17 protein-coding genes and 2 pseudogenes are annotated in these 25,401 nt (G+C 62.6%); 12 read left to right on the top strand and 7 right to left on the bottom strand.

Annotation, left to right across the window (positions count from 1 at the left end):
* Window positions 1-7 precede the first annotated feature (7 nt).
* The 4 genes from ACOZJV_RS02880 to ACOZJV_RS02865 form a co-directional block, all read right to left on the bottom strand.
* The gene (locus ACOZJV_RS02880) at window positions 8-1,198 is read right to left on the bottom strand and encodes an EAL domain-containing response regulator (protein ID WP_421546771.1); all 1,191 of its coding nucleotides are present in this window, start codon (window positions 1,196-1,198) and stop codon (window positions 8-10) included.
* Window positions 1,188-4,016, bottom strand: a complete 2,829-nt coding sequence (locus ACOZJV_RS02875) for an ATP-binding protein (protein ID WP_421546770.1) — start codon at window positions 4,014-4,016, stop codon at window positions 1,188-1,190. Before ACOZJV_RS02875 ends, ACOZJV_RS02880 begins: the two co-directional genes overlap by 11 nt.
* A gap of 199 nt (window positions 4,017-4,215) precedes the next feature.
* The gene (locus ACOZJV_RS02870) at window positions 4,216-4,656 is read right to left on the bottom strand and encodes a hypothetical protein (RefSeq protein ID WP_078472941.1); all 441 of its coding nucleotides are present in this window, start codon (window positions 4,654-4,656) and stop codon (window positions 4,216-4,218) included.
* A 173-nt stretch (window positions 4,657-4,829) separates the two neighbouring features.
* On the bottom strand, window positions 4,830-5,741 hold the full coding sequence (locus tag ACOZJV_RS02865) for a helix-turn-helix domain-containing protein (protein WP_201130991.1): 912 nt from the start codon (window positions 5,739-5,741) through the stop codon (window positions 4,830-4,832).
* Between the two features lie 153 nt (window positions 5,742-5,894).
* Between ACOZJV_RS02865 and ACOZJV_RS02860 the strand changes: the two genes are divergently transcribed.
* Genes ACOZJV_RS02860 through ACOZJV_RS02850 form a run of 3 tightly spaced genes read left to right on the top strand, consistent with a single transcriptional unit; the run spans window position 5,895 to window position 9,700 of the window.
* The gene (locus ACOZJV_RS02860) at window positions 5,895-7,253 is read left to right on the top strand and encodes a glutamine synthetase family protein (protein ID WP_020294605.1); all 1,359 of its coding nucleotides are present in this window, start codon (window positions 5,895-5,897) and stop codon (window positions 7,251-7,253) included.
* 48 nt (window positions 7,254-7,301) lie between these two features.
* A complete protein-coding gene (locus ACOZJV_RS02855; RefSeq protein WP_078472944.1) occupies window positions 7,302-8,390 on the top strand; it encodes a polyamine ABC transporter substrate-binding protein in 1,089 nt (362 codons plus the stop codon).
* The gene (locus tag ACOZJV_RS02850; RefSeq protein ID WP_421546769.1) at window positions 8,387-9,700 is read left to right on the top strand and encodes an NAD(P)/FAD-dependent oxidoreductase; all 1,314 of its coding nucleotides are present in this window, start codon (window positions 8,387-8,389) and stop codon (window positions 9,698-9,700) included. The genes ACOZJV_RS02855 and ACOZJV_RS02850 overlap by 4 nt, the downstream gene beginning before the upstream one ends.
* Window positions 9,701-9,723: 23 nt before the next feature.
* On the opposite strand, the pseudogene ACOZJV_RS02845 reads toward ACOZJV_RS02850, so the two are convergent.
* A pseudogene (locus tag ACOZJV_RS02845) lies at window positions 9,724-9,828 on the bottom strand (alpha/beta hydrolase); the annotation flags it as partial.
* Between ACOZJV_RS02845 and ACOZJV_RS02840 the strand changes: the two are divergent.
* The 6 genes and pseudogenes from ACOZJV_RS02840 to ACOZJV_RS02815 form a co-directional block, all read left to right on the top strand.
* Window positions 9,817-10,375, top strand: a pseudogene (locus ACOZJV_RS02840) (LysR substrate-binding domain-containing protein); the annotation flags it as partial. The pseudogenes ACOZJV_RS02845 and ACOZJV_RS02840 sit on opposite strands and share 12 nt — an antisense overlap.
* A 143-nt stretch (window positions 10,376-10,518) precedes the next feature.
* Entirely contained in the window at window positions 10,519-11,031 is a 513-nt protein-coding gene (locus ACOZJV_RS02835) for a sigma-70 family RNA polymerase sigma factor (RefSeq protein WP_421546768.1), read from the top strand.
* 121 nt (window positions 11,032-11,152) lie between these two features.
* Window positions 11,153-12,157 (top strand): FecR family protein, encoded by a 1,005-nt coding sequence (locus ACOZJV_RS02830; RefSeq protein WP_421546767.1) that lies wholly within the window; start codon window positions 11,153-11,155, stop codon window positions 12,155-12,157.
* 300 nt (window positions 12,158-12,457) lie between these two features.
* The gene (locus ACOZJV_RS02825) at window positions 12,458-15,295 is read left to right on the top strand and encodes a TonB-dependent receptor plug domain-containing protein (RefSeq protein ID WP_421546766.1); all 2,838 of its coding nucleotides are present in this window, start codon (window positions 12,458-12,460) and stop codon (window positions 15,293-15,295) included.
* 34 nt (window positions 15,296-15,329) lie between these two features.
* On the top strand, window positions 15,330-18,149 hold the full coding sequence (locus ACOZJV_RS02820) for a M16 family metallopeptidase (protein ID WP_421546765.1): 2,820 nt from the start codon (window positions 15,330-15,332) through the stop codon (window positions 18,147-18,149).
* Window positions 18,146-19,840 carry an ABC transporter ATP-binding protein/permease gene (locus ACOZJV_RS02815; RefSeq protein WP_421546764.1) on the top strand — a complete coding sequence of 565 codons (1,695 nt, stop codon included), beginning with the start codon at window positions 18,146-18,148 and terminating at the stop codon, window positions 19,838-19,840. The genes ACOZJV_RS02820 and ACOZJV_RS02815 overlap by 4 nt, the downstream gene beginning before the upstream one ends.
* Here ACOZJV_RS02815 and ACOZJV_RS02810 read toward each other — a convergent pair.
* Both ACOZJV_RS02810 and ACOZJV_RS02805 read right to left on the bottom strand, forming a co-directional pair.
* Window positions 19,831-20,778 carry an alpha/beta fold hydrolase gene (locus ACOZJV_RS02810; protein WP_421546763.1) on the bottom strand — a complete coding sequence of 316 codons (948 nt, stop codon included), beginning with the start codon at window positions 20,776-20,778 and terminating at the stop codon, window positions 19,831-19,833. The two genes, ACOZJV_RS02815 and ACOZJV_RS02810, sit on opposite strands and share 10 nt — an antisense overlap.
* Window positions 20,779-20,886: 108 nt before the next feature.
* A complete protein-coding gene (locus ACOZJV_RS02805) occupies window positions 20,887-21,627 on the bottom strand; it encodes a TetR/AcrR family transcriptional regulator (protein ID WP_020294609.1) in 741 nt (246 codons plus the stop codon).
* A 380-nt stretch (window positions 21,628-22,007) separates the two neighbouring features.
* Here ACOZJV_RS02805 and ACOZJV_RS02800 point away from each other — a divergent pair, with 380 nt between their 5' ends.
* From ACOZJV_RS02800 to ACOZJV_RS02790, 3 genes are all read left to right on the top strand, one after another.
* Window positions 22,008-22,712 carry an ABC transporter ATP-binding protein gene (locus ACOZJV_RS02800; protein ID WP_421546762.1) on the top strand — a complete coding sequence of 235 codons (705 nt, stop codon included), beginning with the start codon at window positions 22,008-22,010 and terminating at the stop codon, window positions 22,710-22,712.
* Window positions 22,709-23,908 (top strand): ABC transporter permease, encoded by a 1,200-nt coding sequence (locus ACOZJV_RS02795; RefSeq protein ID WP_078472963.1) that lies wholly within the window; start codon window positions 22,709-22,711, stop codon window positions 23,906-23,908. Before ACOZJV_RS02800 ends, ACOZJV_RS02795 begins: the two co-directional genes overlap by 4 nt.
* Before the next feature lie 70 nt (window positions 23,909-23,978).
* Window positions 23,979-25,397, top strand: a complete 1,419-nt coding sequence (locus ACOZJV_RS02790) for a TolC family protein (RefSeq protein WP_242487515.1) — start codon at window positions 23,979-23,981, stop codon at window positions 25,395-25,397.
* Window positions 25,398-25,401 lie beyond the last annotated feature (4 nt).

Raw genomic sequence — 25,401 nt, 5'->3', positions numbered from 1 at the left:
GTGGTAATCAATGGCTCGCCGGAGGTCCGTCCTCACTCAACAAGGTGTTGAATTGATCGGATGACACGGCCTGGGAAATCAGGAACCCCTGCACGGCGTCGCATTTGAGCTGGCGCAGCAGCACCAGCTCATCCTGGCTTTCGACGCCCTCAGCCACGACCTCCAGGCCCAGTTGCTGGCCCAGAGCGACGATGCTGGCAATCGCCAGGGCCAGGCTCTTGTTCTCGACACAGCCCTGCACCAGCGCCCGGTCGATTTTCAGTTCGGTAAAGGGGGTCGAGACCAGATTGAAATAGGAGCTGTAGCCTTGGCCGAAATCGTCCTGGGCCAGGCCGAAGCCCTTCATCCTCAGGCGGCAGGCGCCCGCATAGAACTTGCTGATGTTGTCGGTGGTGGAGCACTCCATCAGCTCGAAACCGATCATGCCCGGCACGCCGTCGTGCTCGATCACCAGGTCAAACAGGCGGTCAGCCAGGTTGTCGCTGTCTAGCAGATGAGTAGGCAGATTGATCGAGACCGGAATGTCATAGCCCTGCTTGCGCCAACGGGATTGGGCCAGAATCGTCTGTTTGACGAACAGCATCAGCAATGGCTCTTCCAGGCCAAAACGCACCACTGCCGGTAGAAAATCTGCCGGCATCAGCAAGCCATGCTGCGGATGAGGCCAGCGGGCCAATGCCTCGGCCGAGATGATGCGGCCATTGGCCAAGGATTTTTTCGGTTGAAACCAGGCCTGCAATACTTCGGCAGCCAATGCCTCTTGCAGCATCTCCCGGCTGAAGACCGGCAGTCTGATATCCAGGGTGCGGCTGGCCCCGAGCCAGGTGTCGAGTTCCTTCATCAATTTATGAACCGAGCCGGACAGCACCGGTTTCGATAACTGGCCTATCACCTTGAGGCCCAGGCTTTGTGCGACCAGGCTGGCGCTGATAATCATGCGTTGGGAAGCCGAACTCATGATTGCCAATGCCGGCTTCAACGTCCTGGACGCCAGTTGCTGAATGAATTGCACGCCGTCCATGCCGGGCATCACCAGGTCGGTCAAGACCAGGTCAAAATCAACCTCATCCAGGCGTTTCAGCGCGCTCTGTCCATCGCAAGCGGCTTCAACTCGTACATCGCCGAATTCCTTGAACAGGTTCAGCAGGTACTCGTACTGGAAAGGGTGGTCCTCCACGATCAGGACGTTATAAAGCACGGCTCTTACTCCGGTTGTGTTGCAAATTATTGGACAGCGCACGCAGGCCAAACGGCTTGATCAGACACTCATCCATGCCGGCCGCCAGGCAGCGTTCACGCTCATCGCTGAGTGCATTGGCCGTGGCCCCGATAATGGGCAGGTCACAGCCCAGCCGGCGCAGTTGGGCGACCAATTCATAGCCATTCATGTTGGGCATGTTGATATCGGTCAGCACCGCGTCGAATGCGCCTTCGTGCCACAGTGCAAGCGCTTCGTGGCCGTCGGCGGCGAGCTGCGCCGTACAGCCCAGTTCCTCCAGCTGGTCCTTGAGGATCAGCCGACTGATTGCATTGTCTTCAGCCACCAGCAGGTGCAGCCCCAGTTGCGGCAACACCACGGCGCCGGTCTGGGCGCCATCCACCTGGCTGTAACTGCCTTGCGCCTGGCCGACTGCGCGGCGCAGGTCCAGCAGGTTGCTGAGGTTGACCTGCCACGACGCGGTCTTGCGATCACCGCTGCTCACACTCACTCTGTCGCACACCTGGACCAGCGGAATGTTCAAGCCTGGTCGGGGTTGCGCAAGGTCGCCAGCCTGCACCTGCACCAGGACTGCGGAGGCTTCCAGCCCTTGCTCCGAATGAATGCCGATTTGCGCACGGGCACCCCAGCGACGCAGCCAGCCGCAGATGTTCTCGGCAAGCTCGCGTGACGGGGAAACCACGTAAACCGTTTCGAGCAGCAGGCGTGGGGCGGTCGGAGCATCACCACTCAAATTCTGCTCCAGCGGCAGCTTCAAGATAAAACTGCTGCCCAGCCCTGGCTCGCTGACCACACGCAGGCTGCCATTCATCAGCGAGGTCAGGCGTTGGCAGATGGACAGGCCCAGGCCTGTACCGGCGACCATGCCGGTGTTGTGCCCCACTTGATAAAACGGCGCGAACAGCAGTTGCTGGTGCTCAGCGGAAATACCCGCGCCGGTATCGGAGACCTGCCAGAGCACGCAGACGCGCTCGTCATCGCGACTTTCGACTTTGACCCGCAACACGATTCGCCCGCTTTCAGTGAACTTCACGGCATTGCTCAGCAGGTTGTTCAGAATCTGCCGGATGCGCGTCAAGTCACCCTTCAAGCGCTCGGGTAGCTGGGGGTCGACCTGGGCATACAGGTGCAGCCCTTTATTGATGGCAGCTGCCGAAAAGCCTTCGATGACCTCCTGAATCAGATCAAGCGTAGAGACCTCGCTCTCTTCCAGAAACAGTTGCCCGGCCTCGATCTTGGCCACATCCAGCACATCACTGATCAACTGCAGCAAGGTCGATGACGAGCCTTCGATCGCATGCAGGTAGTTGGTCTGCTGGGTATTGAGGGTGGTCCGTGCCAGCAGCTCCAAGGTGCCGAGCACGCCATACAGTGGCGTGCGGATTTCATGGCTCATGGTGGCCAGGAACTGGGTCTTGGCCTCGTTCGCCGTGTCGGCCAATTGCCGAGCATGTTCCAGCGCCGCTTCCACCTGTTTATGGGCGCTGATGTCGCTGAAGGCGCAAAACAGCACATCCTCGCCACGGTAGCGGGTCGCGGAATAACTCAGGATCAGGTGTCGGCCACAGGTTTCGAACTCATCCGTGCCCTCTCCCGCCGGGCTGTCAAAGGCTTGACCAATCCACCCCTGACGACGTTGTTCGCGAACATCTCCAGCCCCCAGCCACTGCTCGGACAGGTGATTTTGCAGGACCACCGCACCGTCCATGCGGCGCAGCACGCAGAGCGCCACCGGAGCAGTCTGGATCACCGCGCGGCTGAAGGCTTCGCTTTCCACCAGCGACTTGTCGCGATAGATCGCCGGGGCAATCAGGCGCTTTTCTATTCGCGTCACCAGCAGCCAGGTGGCCGCCACGCTGGCGATGCCCAACACTACGACCAGCAGCAAGGGTCCACGCAATGCCAGGAATACAGAGCGAAAATCGATGGCATAGATCACCTGTAGATCGGTGTAACCCAGGTGCTTGCGCATGATCATGCTGTCGGGCAACCAGCCCTGGCCGACAAAGCCGAAATATTTGTCACCCTGCAGCTGCGACACCGCCTGGCTCAGGCTGGGGTACGAGGCGCTGGCGAATACCTCGTTGCCCTGGGCATTGAGCACCAGAAACTCACCCACCCGATCACTGCTCAAGGCTGCCAGCACATCACCATCTTCAATCTCCAACCCGAGCCATCCCGAGCTGGGTTCACGCTCATCGAGCAAGCTGAACAGGTACAGCGAAGAACCGGACTCCGGCGCCCGACTGGAGGTGTCATGCAGCCAGAGCTCGCCTTCCGGCGGCAGGCCCTGGGATGTCAGTTGTTCGAGTTTTTGCAGCACCGACTGAGGCACCACCCGCTCTTCCTGGCGGGCGCCCGGCAGATGCAGGATCTGCGGTTTCGAGCCGGACTCGACGTATAGCAGGCTGATTTTGTTCTGGCGCAGGTAATCGAGCTTGCGCTCCGTGAGCCACAGGCTCCAGAAAACCTCGCCGCGCCCCAGGCGTACATGCAACTCCTCATCGGAAACCGTAGGTATGGGTTCTTGCACTCCTCGATTGCGCACTGCCGAGAGGCTCAGATTGCGCAGCAGCACCTCATTGCCGGTGAAAAAACGCTGGGCAACGGAGATCGACCCGCTCAGGTAACCCCGTCGCAACGACACTTCGTCCTCGAAACTTGAAATGAGGTAGGCGTAAAGCGCACTGAATAAAGCGAACTGCAACACCAAGGCGAAAAGGCGCAATAGCTTGCGGGCGGCCTTGGGCGTTGAGAAGGAGGCGTCGGCGGGCTGGAATAACTGTTTGAATCTCATTAATTCACACTAAACAGACCACTGCTTCAAGAGACAAGATTCTTCCTGAACTTATATTCCATTCAAAAAATTAATACCGAGAGCAAGCAGGAAATTCCATTTAACTGCTTGCCTTGAACTTTTCACCCTCGATTTAACTCGAGCGTTCCATGTATACAGATCAATTCACTTTTAGCCGTATGCAGGTGTGCAAATACCCTTAGCGGATACTGCGGATATTGCCTTTATTGCCCTTCACGGTGACCGCGACTTTCTTGAACACGAAGTAGTTTTCTTCGCTGACTTCATAACGCGGAGCGACGATCAGGTCAGCGCCGGAAGCCTTGACCGCCTTGTAGGCCGCAGCCGATTTGACTGCGCTGACAGGGTCGAAACCCAGGCCGCCCAGGGCCCCGCCGCCGTCGCCGCCATAGGCCACGCCGTCGGCAAATTCGCTGTCGCCACCGAACTTGAGGAAACCAAACAGGATATTGACCGAGGATTGACCGGAGATGGCTTCACCGACTGTCACGTCCGCCTTGAGGTCGGTTTTTACTACGCTGTCGATCGGAGCCGACGGCTGGCTGATGTTGTAGCTGACACAACCACTTGCACCCGCAATAACGGTTGCCAAGGCTACACATTTTAAAAGCGCATTCATAAAACATCCTTATTACTGAACAGTTAATGCATCCAGATGGGGATACAACGCCCCGCTTAGTCGGGGAGCCGGAGCATATAACCTAAGTTCAAAGGATCTAAATCAGACCAGTCCTATAACTCGTCGAAACCGAAGTTTAAATGGGCCAAAATCCATAAGCCCTGGCGATTTTTTCAGCGTGCCCCAGGCCGACGCTTCAAGGTCTCGCTCGGTAGCTCCTTGAACAAGGCCCGGTAGCTGCTGGAAAACCGGCCCAGGTGCCAGAACGACCAGTGCATCGCGACCTCGGCCACGGTGGTGTCCGCAGCGCTGCGACCAAGCAGTTCGCGGTGCGCGCTGTTGAGCCGCCGCAAGCGCAGCCACTGGCTTGGCGCCATGCCGGTGTAGGTCTTGAAGGTGTGTTGCAGCTGACGCAGGGAAACCCCGGCAACCTCGGACAGTTCCAGCAGGTTGAGGGTCTCTTCGGGCACATCGGCGGCCCATTCCGCGACCCGTTTCATGATCGAACGCTCCTCGGCACGCCGCTGCATGGCGCCGCGCTCCAGACGCACGCAGGCGTTGTCGAGGATGTACAGGCAGTCTTCGAGCAGTTGCTGGGTCAGGGCTTCCCTGCTCGGCGGATCGAAGGTCTGGGACAGGCGGGTCAAAGTGCCGCTGAGCCAGCGACTGAACAGCGCGTTCTGCCCCGAGTTGAGTGGCGCCATGAACAACCCTTCCAGGCGCTCGACACTCAGGCCATGGCGCTGGACGAACTCGGCACCGAACACCACCGCCACTTCCTGGTAGTTCTCCGGGGTGATCCAGATGTTGCGGCTTTCGCCATTGAGCACGTACAGCGCGTTGTCGCTGCGATCGAAACAGAACGCCAGTGCCCCCGGTGGCGCGCAGAAGTTCTGCTCGACCCGGGTGTTCATGCATTCCTCGTAGATCTCCACCCCCTGCAGGTCGAGGTAGCGCACCTGGCCGGCGAAATGCCCGGGTGACATCTGCTGGTAATGCTGGACCCAACCGGGTGTGGCACGGATTTGTTCAGCCACGTCGGCGGAGTTGAATGCTTGGACTTGCAAGGCGTTGCACGTTGTCATCGGGGGGACCTTACGCACTCGTTTGGTGCGTTTTGGTTCTGCTTAAAGTGGATAGATGGAACCTTGAGCGTCGACCAAGATAGTCGTCAACGCGCTGCAGGGGAAGCCTTGCCGGAGCCCCTGGCGCCGAATCAACCCACCCCCGAGGTTTTTATGAATGCCCCTTTCGATCAGCTGTCCACTTGGCTGAAAGATCACAAGATTACCGAAGTAGAGTGCGTGGTCAGCGACCTGACCGGTATTGCCCGCGGCAAGATCGCACCGACCAACAAGTTCCTGAACGAGCGCGGGATGCGCCTTCCGGAAAGTGTGCTGTTGCAAACGGTAACCGGGGATTTTGTCGACGACGACATCTACTACGCCCTCCTCGACCCGGCCGACATCGACATGGTCTGCCGCCCCGACGCCGCGGCGACCTATGTGGTGCCGTGGGCGATCGAGCCGACGGCGATCGTCATCCACGATACCTTCGACAAGCTCGGCAACCCGATCGAACTGTCACCGCGCAATGTGCTGAAAAAGGTCCTGCAGCTCTACACCGACAAGGGCTGGCAGCCGATCGTTGCGCCAGAGATGGAGTTTTACCTGACCCAGCGCTGCGAAGACCCGGACCTGCCGCTCAAGGCCCCCCTGGGCCGTTCCGGTCGTGCCGAAAGCGGGCGGCAGTCGTTCTCCATCGACGCTGCCAACGAATTCGACCCGCTGTTCGAAGACGTCTATGACTGGTGCGAAGCCCAGGGCCTGGACCTCGATACGTTGATCCACGAAGATGGCCCGGCGCAGATGGAAATCAACTTCCGCCACGGCGATGCCCTGGACCTGGCCGACCAGATCACCGTGTTCAAGCGCACCCTGCGCGAGGCGGCGCTCAAGCACAATGTCACCGCGACCTTCATGGCCAAGCCGGTGGCCGACGAACCGGGCAGCGCCATGCACCTGCACCAGAGTGTGGTGGACATCGCCACCGGCAAGCCGATCTTCGCCGACGACCAGGGCCGGATGAGCCCGTTGTTCCTGCACCATATCGGCGGCTTGCAGAAGTACATCCCGAAGGTGCTGCCGATGTTCGCACCCAACGTCAATTCGTTCCGTCGTTTCCTGCCGGACACCTCGGCCCCGGTCAACGTCGAGTGGGGCGAGGAAAACCGCACCGTCGGCCTGCGGGTACCGACGTCCACCCCGGAGGCCATGCGTGTCGAAAACCGCTTGCCGGGAGCCGACGCCAACCCTTACCTGGCGATTGCCGCCAGCCTGCTGTGCGGCTACCTGGGCATGGTAGAGGGCATCGAGCCCAGCGCTCCGGTCCAGGGCCGGGCCTATGAGCGGCGTAACCTGCGCCTGCCGATCACCATTGAAGATGCCCTGGCGCACATGGAGAGCTGCCCGACCATCGAGCAGTACCTGGGGCGTAAATTCGTCCAGGGCTATGTCGCGGTCAAGCGCGCCGAACATGAGAACTTCAAGCGTGTGATCAGCTCCTGGGAACGGGAATTCCTGCTGCTCAGCGTCTGATAGCGGGCTTTGCATCACGATCGAACAACAACTCGAAGAGGTGTCGACATGCGTCTATTGAAATCCGTGGTTCCCGTGGCCCTGGCGTTGCTGTGCAGCGCCGGCGCCCAGGCTCAGCCGAGCGTCAGCGTGTACAACTGGACCGACTACATCGGCGAGACCACCCTCGCCGACTTCCAGGCAAAAACCGCAATCAAGGTGATCTACGACGTCTTCGACTCCAACGAGACCCTGGAGGGCAAGTTGCTGGCCGGGCGCACCGGGTATGACGTGGTGGTGCCGTCGAACCACTTCCTGGCGCGCCAGATCAAGGCCGGGGCTTTCCTCAAGCTGGATCGCGCACAACTGCCGAACTGGTCGAACCTGGACCCGAAACTGCTGGCCCTGCTGGAGAAGAACGACCCCGGCAACCAGCACTCGGTGCCCTACCTCTGGGGCACCAACGGCATCGGCTACAACGTCGACAAGGTCAAGCAGGTGCTGGGGATCGACCATATCGATTCGTGGGCGGTGTTTTTCGAACCCGAGAACCTGAAAAAGCTCAGCCAGTGCGGCGTGTCGATGATGGACTCGCCCGATGAAGTGTTCCCGGCGGTGCTCAACTACCTGGGCCTGGACCCACGCAGCGAAAACCCCGAGGACTACAAGAAAGCTGAAGCCAAGCTGCTGGCGATCCGCCCGTATATCACCTACTTCCACTCCTCCAAGTACGTGTCCGACCTGGCCAACGGCAATATCTGCCTGGCCTTCGGTTATTCGGGGGATGTGTTCCAGGCGGCGAACCGGGCCAAAGAGGCGAAAAACGGGGTGAATGTCGCTTACTCGATCCCCAAGGAAGGCAGCAACCTGTGGTTTGACCTGCTGGCCATCCCCGCCGATGCCGGCAATGTCAAGGAGGCCCACGCCTTTATCAACTACCTGCTGGACCCGCAGGTGATCGCCAAGGTCAGTGCCTCGGTCGGTTATGCCAACCCCAACCCGGCGTCGAAGCAGTACATGGACCCCGAACTGGTGAATAACCCCGAGGTTTACCCACCCCAGGAGGTGCTGGACAAGCTCTACATCTCCAGTACCCAGCCGCCGGCCATCATGCGTCTGATGACCCGGTCCTGGAGCAAAGTGAAGTCCAACAAATGAATCAGCCAAACACCAGGGCGGCGCCTGCCGAGCACGCCCGCTCCTATTACGCGGCCTCGGCCAGGGCCTTGGCCGGCTACCCGGTGCTGAATGAGGACCTGGAGGCCGACGTCTGCGTCATCGGCGGCGGCTTTACCGGGGTCAACACCGCCATCGAACTGGCCCAGCGCGGGTTGTCGGTGATCCTGCTCGAGGGCCAGCGGATCGGTTGGGGCGCCAGCGGGCGCAATGGCGGCCAGCTGATTCGCGGTATCGGCCATGACGTCAGCGGCTTTGCGCGCTACGTCGGCGAAGAGGGAGTCAACTACCTGAATCGGGCCGGCATCGACTCGGTGGATCTGGTGCGGCAACGGGTCGGCGAACACGGCATCGACTGCGACCTGCGCTGGGGGTTTTGCGAATTGGCCAACACCCCGGCGCAGTTCGCCGCCTTCCAGGCCGAGCAGGACAGCCTGGCGGCCATGGGCTATGCCCACGCGACACGCATCGTCGGTGCCGCGGACATGGGCCAGGTGGTGGGTTCGTCGGTGTATGCCGGTGGCCTGGTGGACATGGGCTCGGGGCATCTGCACCCGCTCGACCTGGTGCTGGGCGAAGCTCGCCTGGCCGAATCCCTGGGGGTGCGGATCTTCGAGAACAGCCCGGCGCTGCAACTGCTGCACGGCGAATCCGTGAAAATCCGTTGCGCCCAGGGCACGGTGCGCGCCGCCAATCTGGTGCTGGCCTGCAATGCCCATCTGGATGACCTGGAACCACGCCTGAGCGGCAAGGTGCTGCCGGCCGGCAGCTACATCATCGCCACCGAGCCACTGGACGAGGCCTTGGCGCAGCAGTTGATCCCGCAGAACCTGGCGCTGTGCGACCAGAAGGTCGGCCTCGATTATTACCGGCTGTCCGCCGACCGCCGCCTGCTGTTCGGCGGTGCCTGTCATTATTCAGGGCGCGATCCGGCCGATATTGCGGCGTACATGCGGCCGAAGATGCTCAAGGTGTTTCCGCAACTGGCCAGGGTGCGCATCGATTATCAATGGGGCGGCAAGATCGGTATCACCGCCAATCGCTTCCCCCAGGTCGGGCGCCTGGCGCAGTACCCGAACGTGTTTTATGCCCAGGGCTATTCCGGCCACGGCCTCAACGTCACCCACTGGACCGCCAGGCTGCTGGCCGAGGCCATCCATGCCGGCCACAGCCAGGGCGTGGATATCTTCAGTGCCGTGCCGCATATGACCTTCCCCGGTGGCCCGGCCTTGCGCGCGCCGCTGCTGGCATTGGGCATGCTCTGGCACCGCTTGCGCGAGGTGTTGGGTTGAAGGGGTGACACGGACCTGGCGACTCAGTGGCTGATAAAGCGCAGAATCGCCTCGGCCACGGCCGGCCCGGCTTCGCGCTGTGGAAAATGCCCCACCCCCGGCAGTACCTGGCGTTCATAGCGACCGCTAGGGACTTCGCCAGCACCTGGCTGCCACACGTGTTGCAGTCGTTCAACCGCGCCCATCCCCGCGCCAGCACCGAGCTCAAGGTGGGCATCACCAGCGAGTTGCTGCAGCACAAACGCCTGGGTCAACTGGACCTGGTGTTCGGCAAGCAATGCGCGCGGGGTGATGACGAAGGCGAATTACTTTGAGAGGAGCCGCTGGTCTGGGCCTCCAGCAGCACGCTCAAACTGCCACCGGACGCCAGCCTGCCGCTGGCGGTGTTTCCCGAACCTTGCGTGTACCGCGAGGCTGCCATTGCGGCCCTGGCGAGTGGCCTTTGAAAGCAGCAGCATGGCCGGCTGTATCGCCGCCGCCCTGGCGGGTTTTGCGGTGACACCCATTGCCCGCAGCCAACGGCTGGACGGGCTCCAGCAATTGGGCTCCGAGCACGGCCTGGGAGCCATGAGCCAGGCCCGCTTCTATGCCTTCGCCGAGCAGAACACGCCTGCGGTAGCAACGCTGGTTGAAGCGGTGCGGGAAATCGGCCAACGGAAGCGCTTCATTCGTTGATGTGGGTTGGGCGACGGGATTTGCAGCCGATGGCACGGCAACGGCACAACTCACAATTGATAATGATTATCGAAAACAGGTAGCATTCGCGGCTCTGGGGCAGGACATGTCGCACCTACCCGCGCGATTGAGCACATGCGTTCGTGGATGCGTCACCTGACAAACTCAACCTGTATCTGTCCCATCGTTCCGCCCTTGTGGACTACGCCGCCCCTATCGTCGGCTGTCGTTCCCGCGCCGAGGATGTGGTGCAGGAAGCCTGGCTGCGCTTCAACGGCCGCGACCAGCCGAACCTGTCCATCAACAACCCGGTGGGCTACCTCTACCGCATCGTGCGCAACCTGGCACTGGACCTGACCCGCAGCATGGCCACCGAGAAACGCCAGCCCGACAGTGATGCGGTGCTGGCCGAGCTGCCGTCCGGTGCGGCCTCCCCCGAGCAGGAAACCGCCAGTTGCGATGAGCTGCAACAGGTGATGGAGGCCCTGGCCCAATTGCCGGAGCGCACACGGATCGCCTTTGAGATGCATCGCCTGGGCGGCTACACACTGCAGCAGGTGGCCACGGCCATGGGCATCTCACTGGGGCTGACGCATCAGTTGGTGCACCAGGCGCTCAGCTACTGCGCTGCAAGGCTCGAGCGCGATCATGACTGAGCCCCGCGCCAGCGCCATGCAACCGCCTCTGAAAAAAACCGGCGGCCAAACGTCTTTTGCTCAGGGTCCATATCCTGTGCGACCCTTTGCGCCCTTTTTCAGCTCTGGAGCCGTGCCGGACATGCCGCAAGCCGATCCTCGCCAAGCCCGCATGGACGTCGCCCTGGATTGGCTGCTGCGTACGCGCCAGGCCCCGGATGACGCCCGCCTGCAAGCGGCGTTCAGCGCGTGGCAGGCGGCCGACCCGGAAAATCCCGAAGCCCTGCGCAAGGCCGAGCGCATCTGGCGCCTGACCGGGCAACTGGCCCCAAGCACCGCAGCCAAATGGCCGGTGGTGCCCCCGTCCGTCGCGGCGCCGGTGACACCTGCGGCCAGCCCGCCATCACGGCCACGGCGGCGCCGGGTCCTGGGTTGGGCCATCGGCAGTGCGCTGGCAGCCTGCCTGGTGCTGGGCCTGGGCCCGCGCCTGAACCTGACGCTGCAAGCGGATTACCAGACCGCGCAAAACGAACGTCGCGAACTGCAATTACCCGACGGCAGTCAGGTGGTGCTCGACAGCGGCAGTGCCATCGCCGTGGACTTTTCCGAGACGCGCCGCGATGTGCGCCTGCTGTCGGGGCAGGCCTTCTTCGAGGTCAAGCCTGATCCGAGCAAACCCTTTCATGTCCAGGCCCAGGAGCTTGAGGTCACGGTCACCGGCACCGCATTCAACGTCGACCTGGCCTCACGCAGCATCGCGGTGGCGGTGCTGCATGGCTCGGTCAAGGTCAGCCGGGGGGCGTCGCAACAGCTGTTGAGCCCGAGCCTGACCCTGGGCCAGCAATTGCAGTTCGACCGCGCGAGCGGTCAGGCCCTGATACAGAACCTGCCGCCGCAACGCATGACGGCCTGGCGCAACGGCCAGTTGGTGGCAGACAACGCCCGGCTTGGGGATATGGTCGATCAGTTGCGCCGCTACTTGCCCGGAACCGTGGTGCTGCGTGATCCACAACTGGCGGATCGGCGCATCACCGGGGTCTACGACATCGCCAACCCGCAGGCCGCGCTGCGTGCCATGGTCCAACCCTATGGCGGTCGACTCGAGAGCTGGACGCCTTACCTGCTGCTGTTATCCAAAGCGCAATAACCGTAGCCGCTGCCGAGCCCACAAGGCTGCGGTGGCCTTGAAGGGCGCCGCAGATCTGCCTGAATTTTCACGGTATCTGTTAGGGCAAGCGCAGCCTGGCGGGCTGGGCAGCGGCTACCAATCAGGGAGGTCATCAGTGCCGGTCTTGCGGTGCTTTTTTCCATTGATTTGCACAACCTGAAAATTATTTTGGTTTTTTTCTGAAAATTCTTCGGGCTGTCCCGTCCTTTGCTTCGCACAAACATTGAGATCAATTCTCATTCAATGATTTGCGGGCTCAGGCCCGTACGGGGACGCGGGATGACACCGAATATTCAGCCGTCGCGGCGCTTGGCCACGGCGCTGCGCAACCATCTGACCAACGCCAGCCAACTGGGCGCACTCAGTCTGTGCTGGGTGATCAGCAGCCAGCCTGTCCAGGCCACTGACGCCACGCAAGCGCGCGAGCCGATCCTGCAAACCCGTCACACCTTCGATCTTTCGGTACAGAGCCTGGCCGCCGCGTTGATCAGTTTCGGCCAGCAAAGCGGCCTCCAGGTCACCGTCGACCCCGCGCTGCTGACCAACCTCTACGGGCAGCCGGTGCAAGGCCAGATGAGCAGCGAACAAGCCCTCGATCGCCTGCTCCAGGGCAGCGGCATTGGCTGGCGCTACGAGTACGGCAGCCTGGTGTTCCAGCGCAGCGACAAGCAGGCCTTCGATGCGCCGCTGGAACTGCAAGGCACGGTCGTGCTCGGCAACCCGCCGGAGAACAGTTTCCAGGGGCAGACGGTGATCGATCGCAAGGCGATCCAGGCCTTCCCCGGCGCCAACGGCGATATCACCACCCTGTTGCGCATGCACCCCAGCGTGCAGTTCAACAACAGCCAGCAAAACTCCAACACTGCCGGGGAAATCGACCCGGCGGACATCAGCATCAACGGCGCCAAGTACTACCAGAACAACTTCATGATCGACGGCGTCTCGATCAATAACGACCTCGACCCCGGCGAGCACGATTACAACGCGATCCGCCAGTTCGACTCGTCCCCCAGCCGCTCCCACGGCATTGCCCTGGACGCCGACCTGCTGCAGGAACTGCGGGTCTACGACAGCAACGTGCCGGCGGAATTCGGCGGCTTCAACGGCGGTGTGGTCGATGCCATCACCCGCAAACCCACCGAAGAACTGCACGGCAAAATCTCGACCTCCATGACCCGTTCGCAATGGACCCGCTATCACCTCAGCGAAAGCGACGAGAGCGCCTTCGACACCGCGTCCGACGAGCAGCACCAGCCCAAGTTCGAGAAGACCACGGTACGCGGCACCCTCGAAGGCCACCTGACCGAGAACTTCGGCGCCATGCTCAACTTCTCGCAAAAGCGCGCGACCATTCCGCTCAACGCGTATGACGGTGGCTACAACAGTTCGACCCAGGACAACACCAGGGACCAGACCCGGCGTATCGATAACTACCTGGTCAAGACCTACTGGAACGTCAACGATCAGTTGAGCCTCGACGGCTCGCTGACCTATGCGCCGCAGGAAAACTACTACTTCGTGGCCAACCGCCAGGACGCCGGGTTCCTCAACAAGAGCGGTGGCTACCAGGGCGCATTCAAGGCGACCTGGCAAGCCGACGACGCCACCTGGACCCACAAGCTGGCGCTGACCAACCTCAACAGCTCTCGGGACGCGGAATCCAACGACTACATCAACTGGTACTACTCCCAGGACAAGAACTGGGGCAACCCCACCGGCAGCAACCCGCGCAGCGCCGAAGGGACCTACGGCTCGATCAACCAGAGCCAGCGCGGCCTCGACTACGCGGTGAAGGTCGACTGGTTCCCCATGCAACTCGGGGAAATGGAGCACAACCTGAGCGCCGGTATTGATCTGAGCCATGAGGTCGCAACCTGGGAACGTCCGGATGACGCCACCGCGGCCACGGCTTTTCGCCGCGACGCCGGCACCAGCTGTGCCGGCAGCGACCCGCTGTGCTCGGTGAGCCCGATGCCAGGTGGTTTTACCCGCCAATATGCGATCACGCGTCTGACCTATGCCGCGGGCAAGATCGAGCTGACGGAAAACAAGTACGCCCTGTTCCTCCAGGACAAGGCCACCTGGGGCAAGCTGACCCTGCGTCCGGGCCTGCGCTTTGAAGGCGACGACTACATGGAGAAAAAGAGCATCGCTCCGCGCTTCTCCGGTGATTACGACTTCTTCGGCGACCGCAGCACGGTGCTGATCTTCGGTGCCAACCGCTACTACGGGCGCAACATCTACAAATATCGCCTGGCCGATGGTCGGGGTGCGCTCAACACCACCTACACCCGCAGCTCGCAGACTGCCAACTGGGTTGCGCGCCCGCAGCGCAGCACCAGCAAATTCAGCAGCCTGGACATCCCCTACGACGATGAACTGACCTTGGGCCTCGACCAACGCTGGCTGGACACCGATTTTCGCCTGAAGTACGTGCGGCGCATGGGCAAGGACAAGATCGCCCGTGCCACCGCGCGGGCCCAGGGCCTGGATGCGGATGCCAACTACGCCACTGAGTACTTCACCTATGTCAACGCCGGGTCCAGCGTCAGCGACAACATCACCCTGAGCATCACCCCCCTGCGCGAGCTGAAGCTGCTCGGCAGCAGCACCAGCCTGCAACTGGCCTTCGACTGGTCCCGTACCCAGGATTCCTACAGCACCTACGAGGAAGGCTTCAACGCCAGTGAACTGGCCGATGACGACGTGATGTTCGATGGCAACCTGATCAAGTACAGCGACTTGCCGGCCGCCGACTTCAACCGCCCCTGGACCGGACGCATGACCACCATCACCGAGATCCCGCAGTTGCACCTGACCTGGAGCAACTTCCTGCGCTACCGCGGCGCCTACAACCAGATCATCACCACCGGCCGGGAAGTGACCGTCAACAATCAGCCGGTGCCGGTCTACGAGACCGCTCGGGTCGATGCCGCCCCGACCTGGGACATGCGCCTGGACTGGGAACTGCCCACCGCAAAGGACCAGGCACTGTTCGTCGCGGTGGACGTGACCAACGTCGCCGACCAGGTGAACTCGATTGTCAGCTCCTCCCGGGGCCGCACCACCTACGAGACCGGCCGCCAGTACTGGCTTGAGGTCGGCTACCGCTTCTGATTCGCCCACGCCAAAGCCTTTTTGAGAAAACCTGATGAGAAAAATAATTGCGAGCCTGCTGGGCCCGTTGCTGTTGAGTGCCTGTGCCAGCCTGTCCGGCTCAAGCCCTGCCCTGCCCTGGGACGCCCAGGTGGTGCGCGGCCAACTGGCCAATGGCCTGGAATACCGGTTGCTGCGGGAGGCCAGCCAGGTCGGCCGCATCGATGTGCGGTTAACGGTCAAGGCCGGTTCAGTGGATGAAACCGACGATCAGGTGGGCGTGGCGCACCTGGTGGAACACTTGAATTTCTACAGCCAGGGGCCTGAGTCTCGCACCGTGCGCCAGCAGATGGAGCAATGGGGCTGGGTCCAGGGCCTCCATTACAACGCAGTGACCAATTACGACCGCACCCAATACCTGCTGAGCCCGGCGGCCGGCGCGAAACAGACCGAACAGGCCCTGCAGGCGCTGGCGATCCTGATGTTCGCCGCCAACTACAGTGCTGCCGACCTGGAGCGCGAGCGGCCGATCGTGGTCGAAGAGTGGCGAGGTGGCCTCGGCGTGGCCCAGCGCATGAACCAGCAGCGCACCGCTTCGCAGCGGATCGGTTCGCGTTACCCGGCCCATCGCACCATTGGCAATGAAGCAGCGATTCGTGCGGCCACCGTCGAGCAGCTCAAGGCTTATCAACAACGCTGGTACGTGCCGGGCAACATGGTGCTGTCGATTGTCGGCGATATCGACCCGCAGGCTCTGCCCGGGCTTATCCAGCAATGGCTGGGACAGGCCCCGAGCCAGGCGCTGGCCACTCGTGATCAACGCGAATTGCCACTCGACCCGCGGTTGAAAATCGTCCAGTTGCAAGACAGCCAGAGCGGCGGCAATCAGGTGGCGCTGTTGTTTCGCCTGCACGAAGCCACCAGCCGCGCCAACACCCAGGCCGGCCTGCGTGAACGCCTGATCGACCGCCTGACCTTGTCCGCGCTGCTTACCCAGTTGCGCCAGCAACCCCAGGTGCCCGGCGTGCGCAGCCTGACCGTGCAGAAAAGCCAGATCGGCGAGTACTCGAGCGTTCTGGGGCTGGCCGCCGGCGTTGAAGGGGATGCTCATCCCCAGGCACTGCGCCAGTTGCTCACCGAGATCGAACGCTTGCGCCGCCATGGCTTTCAGCCGTCGGACCTGAGCCGTGAACAGCAGGCCATTCGTGGCATCGCCCGGCGCATGCTCGACCAACCCAGCCCCCGGACCTTCGAGCAGTGGGTCAACGACTTGAATGATGCGACCCTGCAAAACCGTCCGTTGCTGCCCAAGGCCGAAATCGCCCGCCTGCACCTGGCCGCGCTCGACGGCATCACCCTGGCCGAGCTCAACCAGCGTTTCAAACGTTGGTCCGACAGCCCGGACCAGGTGCTGCAACTCAGCGCGCCGGGGCTCACGCCGCTGACCCTGCCAACGGTGGATCAGGTGCAGGCGTTGCGCCTGGAAATCGCCAACAGCAGCCTGGACGCACCGTCCACCGCCAGCGCCGCGCCCCTGGTCGACACCACGCCTCCACCGCTGCCCGTCGCCCTGGCGCCCGGCCGGGTGCTCGAACGCCAAGGGTTCGCCGCGCAACAGGTCGAGCACTGGCAGTTGAGCAATGGCGATCGGCTGGTATGGCTCAAACGCAACGGCAAGCAGGAGCAACAGGTACTGCTGGCAGAATCCAGCGCCGGGTTCATGGCCCTCGGCAGCCTCGGCTGGCGCAACCAGATGGCCGCGCAACTGGCGAGCCAGAGCGCGCCCCCGGGCTGGAGCGAGCCGCAGTTGCAGCGCTGGCGCAAGGAGCAACGGGTAAGCCTATCCCTTGACCAGCAAGCGCAGCGCCTGCAACTCAAGCTCAGCACCCTGCCCTCGGCCACGCCTGCCGAGCCGGCGCCCAACCTCGAAGGCTTATTGCAGGCTTATCGCCTGAGCCAGGGCCCGTTGCAGATCGACCGCCAGGACTTCGACAAGACCCGGGCCGACATGCTCGGCCGCCTGGCCCGCGCCCGAGACAATGTGCGAGAGCAGCAGGACCAGACCCTGCGCCAACTGCAATACGGCGAGGATCACTGGCAAACACCCACCCCGGAGCAACTCCGTACATTGCAGACGACCCAGCTGGAGGCCGATTGGCAGCGCCTGCGCCGGGCGCCGGTGACCTATTACCTGATGGCAGATGTCGACGCACAACGGCTGCAACCCCTGGTGGAAAACCAGTTGGCAAGTATTCCCCGGGGCCCGGCGTTGTCCACGCAGCGGGTCCGGCAGGCTCCCGGGCAACGCCAGCGCGAACTCCATATCGGCCTTGAACCGCGAGCGCTGTTGCAGGCTGCCAGCTACAGCGAACAAACCTGGACCCCCGAGGACGCCGCACGGGTCGCGGTGCTCAGGGAACTGGCGCGCAGTGCCTTGAAACAGCAACTGCGCGGCGAGGCGTCCGGGGTCTATCGGCTGAACTTCGACAGTGAACTCAACCCGCAGAACCAGCGGATCGAGAGCCAACTGAGTTTCAGCAGTGACCCGGCCCGAGTAGAAGAACTCTGGGGCCTGGCCCGACGCACCCTGGCCAACCTGCCCGACAGCATCGACGTCGCCAGCGTGGCCAAGGCGCGCAAGCAGTTGCAGACCCAGGAAGCGCTACGCCGCACCGACCCTGAGACCCAACTGCATCGGCTGGTGCTCAGCGAACGTCAATGGGGCGACCCGCGCTACCTGAGTCAGCAACACGACTTGCCCCGGGCCATCCACAGCGCCGCCCTCAAGCCCCTGGCAAAACGCCTGTTCAACCCGCAGAACCTGGTGCAACTGCGGTTGCTGCCAGCCCCGGCGATCGAGGACGGCGCACGATGAAAACCCTCAGAACCTTCTACGCCCTGGCCAGTCCCTACTGGCGCGACCGCCGGCAATGGCAGTCATGGCTGCTGCTGGCCAGCGTGATTGGCATGGGCCTGCTGATCGTCAAGATCAACGTCTTGATCAACGCTTGGAGCAAGACCTTCTACGACACCCTCGGCGAGTTCAAGACCGAGGCGCTGTATGCCTTGATGGGGCAGTACGCGATGTATATCACGGCCTATGTGCTGATCGTGGTGTACATGGACTGGCTGCGCAAAGCCCTGGTGCTGCGCTGGCGCCAGGCCATGACCCAGAGCACCATCAGCGCCTGGTTCGAAGGCCAGGCCTACTACCGCCTGGGGTTCAACGGCGAGCCGGACAACCCCGACCAGCGCATCGCGGAAGACGTGGAAATGCTGGTGGAGCGCAGTGTCGAGCTGCTGGTGTCGTTCATCATCAACATGGCCCAGGTCGCGGCGTTCGCCACCATCCTCTGGAACCTTTCCGGTGTGCTGAATGTCGAGATCCTCGGCTGCCCGATGACCGTGCACGGCTACCTGCTATGGATTGCCGTGATCTACACCCTGCTCGGGACCGCTCTGACCCACCTGATCGGCCGACCACTGCAGCCGTTGAACTACGAGCGCCAGCGGCGCGAAGCGGATTTTCGCGCCAGCCTGCTGCGCAAGCGCGACCATGCCGAACAGATCGCCCTGTATCACGGCGAAGCGGCCGAGCAGCGGCAATTGGCCGAGCGCTTCGAAGGCATTGCACAGAACTGGTGGAAGCTGATGGATCGCGGGCGCAAGCTGGGTTTCTTCACCGTCAGCTACAACCGCGTCAGCCTGATCATTCCTGTGTTCGCCGCCTTGCCGGCGTTCCTGGCCAAGACCATCACCCTGGGCGGGCTGATGCAGATCCGCAGTGCCTTCAGTGCAGTGCAGGGGTCCCTCAGCTGGTTTATCGACGCCTATGTGCGGTTGGCCATCTGGAGTGCCACGGTGGAGCGCCTCGGGCAGTTCCAGCAGGCCATCGACGCCACTCGGCGCCAGGTGCCGCAGATCGAACGCGCCGCGACACTGCAACTGCAACAACTGCGAGTGCGCCGCGCCGATGGCCAGCCCTTGCTTGAGGTGCTCAATATCAGTGCCGGGCCGGGCGAGTGGTTACGCATCCACGGTCGCAGCGGCCTGGGCAAGTCCACCCTGCTGCGTACCTTGCAAGGGCTGTGGCCCTACTACACGGGTGCCTGGCAATTACCCGAGGGCAGCAGCCTGCTGCTGCCGCAACAGCCGTACCTGCCGACCCTGCCCCTGCGTCAGTTGCTGGCTTACCCGGCGACCCATTGGCCTGAGGATCAGCATCTGGTCGAGGTGCTGCGTCAGGTTGGGCTGGCACAACTGGAGTCGCGCCTGGGCGAGGAAGCCGAGTGGAGTCGTGAGCTGTCCGGGGGTGAACAACAGCGCCTGGGTCTGGCTCGGGCGTTGTTGAACGCACCGGACACGCTGTACCTGGATGAGGCCACCAATCAATTGGACGACGCCAGCGCCTGTCAGTTGCTGCAACTGCTGCGCCGAGCGTTGCCCCAGACCCTGGTCATCGCCATCAGCCACCAGGCCAGCGTAGCCGGCCTGTTCCAGCGCACCCTGAAGCTGCACGAGGCACCCCAGGAAAGCCCAAGCCGGGCTCCATTGCTTCAGGCGTAGGCGCGCTGCAAAAAGCCCAGGAGCAGGCGATTCACCTCGGGCGCCTGCTCGCTCTGGATCCAGTGCCCGCAATCAGCCAACAGGTGCTGCTCCAGGTGCGGCACGCTGTCAGGCATACGCTTGAGGGTGTGCGCTTCCAGGACCCCGACCGGGTCGCGGTCACCGATCAGAAACAGGGTCGGTTGCTGGACCTTGGCCCCACTGAGGAACTCGCTGCGCTGCCAGTTGCGCTCGAAATTGCGGTACCAGTTCAAGGCCCCGCGAAAACCGTGTTCGGCGAAGGTCTGGCGATAGACCTGGAAGTCCTGCTCCGAGCACCAGGGAGGCAATACCTCGGGAATCTGCACCCCATCGAACAGCCGCGCATCCGCGGGACGGGGCTGCAGCAAGGCCCCGGCATCGCCCATGAACAGGCGCAGGCTGGCGTCGATGTCAGCATCCAGTTCGGCCTCGGCTACGCCAGGCTCCTGGAAATACAGGATGTAATTGAAGCGATCGGCGAAAACTTCACGCATGACCTCGATCGCCGGGCGCTTGGCCCGGCCGGCGAAGGGCACCGAGAGGGTTACCAGCGCCTGTATCCGCTGCGGTTCGAGCAGCGCCAGGTACCAGGCCACCACCGCGCCCCAATCGTGGCCGACCATGCACACCTGGCGATGGCCGAAGGCGTCCATGGCCGCCTGAATGTCGGCGCACAGGGTCAGCAGGTCATAGGCCTCCACCGCCTGCGGTGCGCTGCTGGCACCGTAGCCACGCATCTGCGGCACAAATACCCGGTAACCCGCCGCCACCAGCGGCCCCACCTGCTCGCGCCAGGAATACCAACACTCGGGAAAGCCATGCAGCAGCCAGACCGGGCGCCCGTCCTGCGGGCCGGCGACCTGCACGCACAGGTCGATGCCGTTGACTGAGAGTCGATGCGCTTGATAGGGAATCATCGATGGGTGTCCATGGGGCGTAAGGTTTCTGCACGCTAGCAGAACCATCCTTGGCTCTGAATCATCATTCGGCGATCGAATGATGGGCCCCTGGCGTTAACGCACAGCTCAGCTGGCGCTGTGGCTGCCTTGCTGACGGATCAGTCTTTGAGTATTCAGGACTTTTTCCAAAGCCTGCTCGGACTCCGGGTCCTGCATCGGCGCGCGGATGGCGGCGGAGACCAGGCTGATCAGCTTGGCCATGACCTCGGCATCGGTGGCCGGACGCCCGAGACTCATGGCCTGCATCAGCAGGCGCAGTTCGGTACCGGCCATGACCCCGGAAATCGCCTTGAGGGCGAACTGCAAGCGCACCCCCAGTTCATTGCGCGGCAAGTCGGGCAATGCCAGGGCGAACGCCTTGAAGAAGCGCTCGAATACCGGCTGGTAATGTTCCTTGAGGTATTCCTGGATAAAGGGCGATGTGTCGCTGTAGACCCGGCCGAGAAAACGAATGAACGAGCGCCCTTCAATGCCGGATTCATCACTGCGCTCCAGGCCCATGGCCGGGGCGAACAGCACGCCGAGCAGAGTTTCGCAGTCCAGCGGACCGTCGCTCTGTTCTTCGCACTTGGCCAGCAGTTCCAGGCGCTGGTCATTCAGCGGCCCCAGGCGCTGCATCAGCAGCGCGGTCATCAGTGAGTCCTTGTCGCCGAAGTGGTAATTCACCGCCGCCAGGTTGACCTTGGCCCGCTCGGTGATCTGGCGCAGCAGCACGGCGTCATAGCCGAACTTGATAAACAATGCTTCCGTCGCTTCCAGCAGTCGGGTCTTGGTGACATTTGGAGCACTGAGTTTCTTTGCGACCATGGCGTAGACCTTTGCTGGGGTAAAAAACTGACCGTACGAACAGCGTTTTAAAAAAAAATTTGATTTTTTATACCCGTGCGGCCCTTTTAAAGCAAGCCTTTGACGGATGCCGCCGATTAAACCGGGCTTTTTTCGACTCGCCAGTCTGGCACCGACCGGGGCGAAAAAAATGTTTCAAATTGTCACGCAATCACGGGAGAAATTTGCCCCATTCCCCGAGCTTGACGGCTAGCGTCGCCTTGGGATCACAGCTACTATTCAAACAAATTTTTAAAAATAATAAATAAAACCAGTGCTGGTCCTGTGTGCAATGCCCTCTCTGCCCTTCTCGGCCCTGGGGAATTCGCCCAGCGACGCCCAGCCTGCCAGCGCGGTAAGCAATGACAGACACAATTGCTCACGAAGGCTTCATCTCCCTGCAAGGCATCGGCAAGAGCTATCGGCTGGCAGACCAGCACCTGCAGATTCTCAAGGACGTCTCGCTGACCATCGAGGTCGGCGAAAGCTGCGCCATCCTCGGCGCCTCCGGTTCCGGCAAAAGCACCCTGCTCAATATCCTCGGTCTGCTCGATCTGCCGGACAGCGGCGAGTACCGCTTCGCCGGCCATGACATTTTCCGCGCCAGCCCCGACCAGTTGGCGGCCATTCGCAACCGACAAATCGGTTTTGTGTTCCAGAGCTTCAACCTGCTGCCACGCCTGAGTGCCCTGGACAACGTTGCCCTGCCCTTGAGTTATCGCGGCGTGGCGCGCCGCGAGTCACTGCAACGGGCCATGCACGTACTGGACCAGGTGGGCCTGGCAGAACGCGCCGAACACCGTCCCGCCGACCTCTCCGGCGGCCAGCGGCAGCGGGTGGCGATTGCCCGGGCACTGGTCGGCCAGCCCTCGGTAATCCTCGCCGACGAACCCACCGGCAACCTCGACAGCCACACCGCCCAGGACATCATGGAGTTGTTGTTGTCGCTCAACCGCGAGCGTCACGTGACGCTGATTATCGTCACCCACGACCCGCACATCGCCCGCCGCCTGCAACGGCAGATCCGCGTGCACAACGGAGTGGTGCAGGGGGCGTGCCCGGCATGAGCCTGAGGGTCGAGCAAAGCGCCAGCCAATTGCTGCATGAGGCTTTTGTCAGCCTGCGCACCCTGGGGAAGCGCTCGATCCTGGCGCTGCTGGGCATCGTCATCGGCAGTTCCTCGGTGGTGGCGCTGATCAATATCGGCAACAACGCGGCCGAGGAAGCCGCGGCGATTTTCAAGGACATGGGCACCGATACCCTGTCTGTGCAGTTCCCCGGCGCTGCCGATAGCCGTGTACCGCTGCCGCCGATGCTGGATGTCGAGCAACTGCACCGGGACGCGCCAAACATGATGTTTATCGCCCCCGTGACCCTGGCCAGCGGCCCGCTGATCTTCCACGGCCGCTCCACCGGCGCCGGACTGGTCGGCAGTACCGAAGAACTGGCCGGGGCCATGCGTTTCAATGTGCGCGAGGGGCGCTTTCTTTCGGACTTCGATCAGGGCGAGACCTACACCGTGGTCGGGCACAAGGTCGCCCAGGCCTTGAGTACCCCCGGGGATCCGCTGCGCCTCGGCGACCGGCTCAGGGTCAACGACTACCTGTTCCTGGTGATCGGCATCCTTCAGGAACAACCGGCGTCGCTGATGGTTCCGGTCCAGGCCAATGATTCGATCTTCATCCCCCTGCAAGGCATGCGCCGCATCTACCCCGCGCCGCAGATCAGCAATGTGATCGCCCGGGCGGCCATGGGCCAGGACATGAACCAGGCCGCCGAAGACCTGACCCAGGCCTTGAAGCAGCAACTGCGAGGCAGGGATATCGCCGTGCAACTGCCGCAACAGATCATCGACGGCATGACCCGCCAGAGCCGCACCTTCAGCTACCTGCTGTTGGCCCTGGGCGGAATTTCCCTGATTGGCGGCGGGGTTGGCGTGATGAATGTGATGCTGATGAACGTGTCCGAGCGCCGGCGGGAAATCGGCATTCGCATGGCCTTGGGCGCGCGCCGCCGGGATATCCGCAATCTATTCCTGCTGGAAGCCGTGACCCTGACCGCCGTCGGCGCGCTGTGCGGGGCGGTGCTGGGCGTCGCGGCGGCTTCCATTTATGCGGTGCTGTCCGGCTGGCAATTCACCCTGGCGGCGGCGGCCCTGCCCCTGGGTGTCGGCAGTACCTTGCTGGTGGGGCTGTTTTTCGGTCTGTATCCGGCCGTCTCGGCGTCTCGCCTGCAACCGGTGGAGGCCCTGCGCGATGAGTGACTGGCGCCCATGGATGGTTTGCGTCCTCTACCTGTTCAACACCCACCTGCTCGCGGCCACCGAGCCCAGCATGGCCAGCCAGGCCGCCGCGCCCTCATTGCGCAACGCCCAGGCGCGCAGTGTGCTGCTGAGCCAGCAAATGACCGACCTGACCCTGGGCGATGCGGTGTACCTGGGGTTGCGCAATAACCGAGGGATTCGCAGCGCCTACCTGCAGCGGGTGGCACAGAAGTTCGACCTGCGGGTGGCTGAAGACGCTTTCAACCCCAAGCTGCTGCTCAATGGCAACTACCGCACTGCCCAAGGCACCGCCGACCGCAGCCGCAACGCCACGGTCGCGCCAACCACCAGCCTGCTGGGTGAATACGGCACGCGCCTGAGCATGGCCTGGACCCAGCAACTGAACAACGCCGACCGGGCCGGGCGCTATCGCAGCGATGGCCTGGACCTGGCCGTGATCCAGCCACTGCTGCGCGGTGCCGGCTGGGACGTGACCACCGCCCCGCTGCGCCTGGCGCGGATCTCGGAGCAGGCCAATCGCCTCAACCTCAAGTCCAGCGTGGCCCAGACCATTTCCGATGTGATCACCACCTACCGCGAACTGCTCAGGTCCCAGGAGCAACTGGCCATTGCCCGGGAAGCTCTCAAGCGCGCCTCGGCCCTGCTGGAGGTGAACAAGGCGTTGATTGGCGCCGGGCGCATGGCGGAATTCGAGATCGTGCAAACCGAGGCCGACATTGCCACCCAGGAACTGGGGGTGGAAGAGGCGCAGAACCAGGTGGACATCAATCGCCTGTCGCTGCTGCGCTTGCTGGCCCTGGACCTGTCCACGCCGATTCGCGCCAGCGAGGCCCTGGAGGCCAGCAAAGTCAGCATCGACAAGGGCCAGGCCCTACGCCTGGCCCAGGTGCAGCAGCCGCAATACTTGTCCACCCTGCTGGGCAGCCAGCAGGCCGACCTCAACCTGGTGATCGCCAAGGACCAGAGCCGCTGGGATGTGTCGCTGGTCGCCGGGGCCAACCAGATCAGCGACCGTTATGACAACGATAACGGCAACGGCTCCGGGCGCCGCTGGGACAGCTATGCCGGGGTCCAGGTGCAGATTCCTATCGGCGATCTGAGTACCCGGCAGGCCGAGGTCCATGCGCGGGTCGACGTGGAAAACCAGGAGCTGGTGCTGGCCGATGCCCGCCAGGCCCTGGAGCGCAGCGTCAACGATGTGGTGCGTGACCTCGGCACGCGCTGGCGGCAATACGAGATCGCCCAGCGCGCAGTGGATCTGTCGCGGCGCAAACTGGACATCGAACGGGAAAAACTCAGCGCCGGACGCTCCAGCAACTTCCAGGTGCTGAGTTTCGAAGGCGACCTGCGAAACGCCGAAAACGCCCGCCTGAATGCACTGATTGCCTATCTGAACGCCCAGACCCAGCTGGATCTGACCCTGGGCATGACTTTGGAGAGCTGGGACATTGCGCTCAACGACTATTGATAAG

The sequence above is a fragment of the Pseudomonas sp. QD4 genome (assembly GCF_049199125.1).
In the GTDB taxonomy this organism is placed as follows: domain Bacteria; phylum Pseudomonadota; class Gammaproteobacteria; order Pseudomonadales; family Pseudomonadaceae; genus Aquipseudomonas.
The sequence above is the reverse complement of the archived record's forward strand: the minus strand, read 5'-3'. Positions and strand labels throughout refer to the sequence as shown.